Below are 5,383 nucleotides of genomic sequence, written 5' to 3'. Positions count from 1 at the left end.
CTCCCCTGCCAATAAATAATGGCAGATACAGTATGCTTTGCTTTTCGGGTGCCAGAGAATTACGGCAACACAAGAGCCAAGGATGGTACTGACCAGACCGACGTCCACCTCATCAATCAGATAGTCTCCTGGTTTCAGATATACCTGGCGCATATCAGGATATCAGCCGGTAACATCCGGGCTGATATTGCTTAATTCTTTCGCTATAGCCAGTAATGCTTTCTGAATGTCCGACCAGAAGCCAGCCTCCGGGAGTCATGCTGTTCATGACATGGCGGAGAATCTCTTTCTTTTCTTCCAGATCAAAATAGATCAGTACATTACGCAGAAACACCAGGTTAAAGCGCTCTGTGCCAGCATAAGGTTGCATCAGGTTGTGCTGGGTAAAATTCACTTGCTTACGCAGTTCACCACAAATGCGGAAAAGCCCCTGATCTTTTCCCTTACCTTTAAGGCAATATTTTTTCCGGTAGCTTTCAGGAATTTTGACCGAAGCCTCAATCGGGTAGATGGCCCGCTGACCAATACTGAGCACTTCGGTATTGATGTCTGTACCCGTTACACTCCAGGGGCCATGCAAACCAAAAGCATCAGCCATGATCAGAGCCACGGTATAGGCTTCTTCACCTGTAGATGCCGCGGCGCTCCAGACCGACACTTTCCCTGCCTGCTTCAGATCGGGAAGAATAACGGACTGCATAAATTCAAAGTGCTTATGCTCACGGAAGAAATACGTTTCGTTCGTTGTAAGAATATTCAGAAGCACCTGAGCTTCTTCTTTATCCCCGCTCCGGATAATCTTCAGATATGCAGAAAAACTTCCCAAACCCAACTTAGCAATACGCTTACTCAGGCGGCCACTGACAAGACTCTTCTTACTGTCATTCAATGTTATGCCAGAGTTCTGAAACAGCCACTGACGGAAAAAATTAAACTCCGCATCCGCCAATGGCTGTAAAGCGGTGTAATTAGAACTTCTCAAAGTCGAAGTCGTCATCGTCTGTATTACCCGCCTTTACGGCTGCAAGGTTCTTACGCTCAGGAGCCGGACGCACAGTCCGTACAGGCTTGCGTGTTGGTGCGCCCTGAGTCAGCCCAACATTGAAGTACTCCATCATCTGCTGCAGCTCTACAGCCTGTGACGTCAGCTCTTCAGAAGTAGACGATAACTCCTCAGAGGCAGCCGCATTCTGCTGCGTTGCCTGGGTGATCTGGCCAATAGCATTATTAATTTCATGCGCGCCGGTACTCTGCTCACCACTGGCTGCTGCAATCTCCTGAACCAGCTCAGCGGTTTTCTGGATCGACGGCACAATTTCTGAGAGAAGTTTGCCGGCATCTTCTGCCAGTGCGACGGAGTTACTTGCAACTTCACCGATCTCTTTAGCTGCTGTCTGACTGCGCGCCGCCAGTTTACGTACTTCCGCTGCCACAACCGCAAATCCGCGTCCATGCTCGCCAGCCCGGCCGGCTTCAATAGCAGCATTCAGAGCCAACAGGTTGGTTTGATAGGCGATGTCGTCAATGATGCTGATTTTATCGGCAATCTGCTTCATCGCATCGACGGTTTTCATCACCGACTCACCCCCTCTGATCGCATCATGGGCGCTTTTATTGGCAATACCATCGGTAATTTTGGCATTCTCGTTATTCTGGTTGATGGAAGCGCTCATTTCCTCCATGGCCGCCGAGGTTTCCTCAACACTGGAGGCCTGTTCTGCTGCTGCCTGGCTGATAGACTCCGCCGTAGCACTCATTTGCTCAGATGCAGATGAAAGATTATCGGCCGACGAGCGAACCTGAGAAATGATGTCCGATAACTTATCGACCATCTGTACAATCGCAAACAGCATACTGGTTCGGTCATCCGGTTTAATCTGAATATTCTGGGTCAGATCACCGGCTGCGACCTTCTGAATAACCTCCGCGGCATACGAGGGCTCGCCACCCAGCTGCTTTACCAGACTGCGGGTAATGATAATCCCCAAGAAAATACTGATCAGCAGGCTCACAACAATAATGATGATGTTAGTGATCAACGTCGCAGAGTAACTCTCTGAAGATACTTCATATTCTTTAGCAGCCACATTGATCTGTACGTCCACCAGTTTGGAAAAACGATCACTCACCGGTTCAATGGCCGGGTAGAGGGTGTTCAATACAAATTCATCAAGCGCTGCCTGGTCTTCTTTCATCATGATGCTTTTAACACGCTCTACAGCGGCATCAGCCGTACGTAAAAGCGGTTTTATTTCATCAACCAGTGCAGCTTCTTCTGCTACCAGTTGGGTCGAAAGATACCCACGCCATTTTTCCGAAATACTCTGCTGAGCAACATCAATATTGCTCAATCCGCGCTCCCAGCTCAGTCCACCATTACGGACTTTATGGGCAGTATCCACAATATTAACGGCATACATGTCGGCAATCAGTTTCAGGTCTTTAAGCGGTACAACCCGATCAAGGTATACGGTTTCCATCGCCCGATGCTCTGAACGCATCCCACTGATACCAAGCACACCGATCATTATCAGGAAAAACAACAACGTCGATGCCAGCAGTGCCAGACGATAGGCAATTTTCATATTATTCAGCATGTTGTTTCTCCCGATTAACTGCTGGATGAGGACTGTTCAATAATCATGGCCATTTCTTCTATGGAAAGAACCCGATCCGGTTCGAGAATAATCACAAAGTGTTCATCAATATGAGCAACCCCCTGAATAAACTGAGCCTGGATTTTAGCGCCAAACTCCGGAGGGTCTTTGATCTGGTCCTTCTGTAACTCAACCACATCATTGACAGCATCAACGACGACACCGATCACGGTCTTTTTGTTTTCAAAAAGAACATCCAGAATGGCAATACAGCTGCGTTTATGGATCAGTGTTGGCAGGTCACCAAAGCGAATTGAGAGGTCGACAACAGGCACGACCTCTCCGCGCAGGTTGAGAACGCCTTTAACGAACTTAGGCATCATGGGCACGGTTGTTACATTGCCGAACTCAATCACTTCTTTCACTGAGTTAATACTGATGCCATAAACCTCATCGCCAAGAATAAAGGTCAGGTACTGACAGAAATAATTATTCTCAGTAAAGACTTTATCCGCCGCTTCATTGAAATCGGCCGTCATATCAGGTCCTCATCACATTTAACAGATTGCGGTTAATGTTCTTTGCTTCGCTGTCGCGGGAAAATTCAATAAACTGCGGTACATCGACAATAAACCCGACATCTCCGGTGCCAAGAATTGTCGTGCCACTGATACCACGGATGGATCTGAAAAGAGCAGATATGGGCTTAACCACCGCCTGAACTTCGCCCAGAAGTTCATCGACAACCAAACCGGCCCGTTTGTCTGCAAACTGAACAACGACCAGGTGCTCTTTAGCTTCCTGTTCATGTTCTTCTCCCAGCATTTCATCAAGATAACCGCTAACAACCGGATCATTCGCTGAAGTAATGCCGTCGTAACTGAATATTTCAGCAACGCGGACAAAAGGAAGAACCTCGCCACGCAGATTAATAAAGTTTCTGTCAATGCAGAGCTTTTTCCGGTCAAAACCGATGCATTCTTTAATCATGCTGGTCGGAATAACCAGATGAGTATCCCGGACAGATACTTCAAAACTGTCAATGATTGCTAATGTCAGTGGCAGGCGAATGCGGAAACGTGTGCCCTTGCCTTTCTCACTGCTGATTTCAATCAATCCTTTCAGGTCATCGATATTGCGTTTAACCACATCCATACCGACGCCGCGTCCTGATAATTTAGTGACGGCTTCGGCGGTTGAAAATCCGGGCGAGAATATCAGACGATAAACTTCTTCTTCAGACAGCTTTTTTCCCTGTTCAATAAGGCCGCGTTCCAGCGCCTTTTGATAGATTTTTTCTGCATCAAGACCAGCGCCATCGTCTATGACTTCAATAACAACAGATCCGGAATCATGGTAGGCATTAAGATGAAGGCTGCCACTCTCTGGCTTGCCCGCGGCCAGACGTTTTTCAACTGACTCTATGCCATGGTCAATGGCGTTCCGCACAATGTGCATCAATGGATCGCCCAGCTTATCGACCATGGTTTTATCCAGCTCAGTTTCTGAACCGGATATTTTCAGATCAATTCCTTTACCGGTTTCTTTGGCAACATCGCGGACAATCCGGCGCAACCGGCTGAAAGTTTCCCCAACCTGCACCATGCGCAGCTGCAACGCACCATCTCGCACCTGTTCAACTAAACCGACCATACCGGAAAAGGCTTCAGACATCCGGGTATCTGTCATGTGGCGCATCATTAATTCAATCGCTGCACCAGACGTAACCATTTCACCGATGAGTGAAATCAGATGATCCAGTTTACGGGAATCCACTTTCAGAAAACTGACATCGCCAAGTGTCCGTTCGGCCTTTTTGGGTTCATTGTCTTCTGCACTGACGGCAACGTCGGCAGGCACGTTATCAGCAGAAGAACCACTGCCGGATACCGCTCTGACATCGTCAGGTTCGGCGCTCTGCACTGAGTTTTCTTCAGTGACCGTTACCGTACTGAACTCCTGAATAAACTCAAATACCTCAAGAATATCGTCACGGGATGCATGGGTTGTCAGATACAGACTCAGCACCAGATAACATGCTTCTGCATCAAATCCTTCATCAGGAAGGTTGTTGGTTAATGTCAGATCGTCGATATGCCCCAAAGTATGCAGATAATTAATATGCGAACTTGGGTCCATACCATCGCGGAAGGTATCCGGGCCGTATTGAACAAAGATATGCCAGCGGTGCTCGCTCTGGCTCAGCTCCGGTGTATTTTCCGCAGCAGCGGTTGCCAATGGTGTCTGAGTCGGGCTGTCTGTCATGTAATGACCAAGAGCGCTAACCAACCGCTCTTCAACGGCAAGATCACGCTCGCCGCTGCCTTTCAGAACGGCAACCAGAATGCTCATATGCCGCTGGCAATCAAACATCAGCTCAGACAGGTCGGGAGTAAAACCGATATCTCCTGCCCGAACCCTGTCGAGCACGCTCTCAACGTTGTGCGTGAAAGCCACAATATCATCGAAGCCAAACAACCCGGCAGAGCCTTTAATGGTATGAGCGGCACGGAATATTTCATCAATACGATCAACGATACTGGCATCGCCACCATCAACTTCAAGCAGACAGGACTCCATCTGCCCAAGAAGCTCTTCCGCTTCATTAATAAAAAGCTGTTCGGCCTGATCCATATCCATCGTATTTACCCCTGCCCGGTACTGACCAGTTTGCCAAGCTGTGTTTCCGGCAACTGATAAAGTTTCAGTAAGTGCTCAGCACTGCTGCCGGAGCGAACATCGACAGTGATATGACTGCTGTCACCGCATTGCTTTTTCAGCCATAA

General features: G+C 48.2%; 4 protein-coding genes. All 4 read right to left on the bottom strand.

Features of this window, described 5'->3' with window-relative positions; all coding sequences use genetic code 11:
- Positions 1–154: 154 nt before the first annotated feature.
- Genes B3P58_RS01495 through B3P58_RS01480 form a run of 4 tightly spaced genes read right to left on the bottom strand, consistent with a single transcriptional unit; the run spans position 155 to position 5,237 of the window.
- Positions 155–982: a CheR family methyltransferase gene (locus B3P58_RS01495; protein ID WP_286715563.1), complete on the bottom strand. Its 828-nt coding sequence runs from the start codon at positions 980–982 to the stop codon at positions 155–157.
- On the bottom strand, positions 969–2,597 hold the full coding sequence (locus tag B3P58_RS01490; RefSeq protein WP_286715561.1) for a methyl-accepting chemotaxis protein: 1,629 nt from the start codon (positions 2,595–2,597) through the stop codon (positions 969–971). The genes B3P58_RS01495 and B3P58_RS01490 overlap by 14 nt, the downstream gene beginning before the upstream one ends.
- Positions 2,598–2,611: 14 nt before the next feature.
- On the bottom strand, positions 2,612–3,136 hold the full coding sequence (locus tag B3P58_RS01485) for a chemotaxis protein CheW (protein ID WP_286715559.1): 525 nt from the start codon (positions 3,134–3,136) through the stop codon (positions 2,612–2,614).
- A gap of 1 nt (position 3,137) precedes the next feature.
- Positions 3,138–5,237, bottom strand: a complete 2,100-nt coding sequence (locus B3P58_RS01480) for a chemotaxis protein CheA (protein WP_286715556.1) — start codon at positions 5,235–5,237, stop codon at positions 3,138–3,140.
- Positions 5,238–5,383: the final 146 nt, after the last annotated feature.

It is taken from the genome of Thalassolituus sp. UBA2009, assembly GCF_002335285.1.
Taxonomy (GTDB): domain Bacteria; phylum Pseudomonadota; class Gammaproteobacteria; order Pseudomonadales; family Oceanobacteraceae; genus Venatoribacter; species Venatoribacter alkanivorans.
This window is presented reverse-complemented; position numbering and strand designations above follow the sequence as displayed.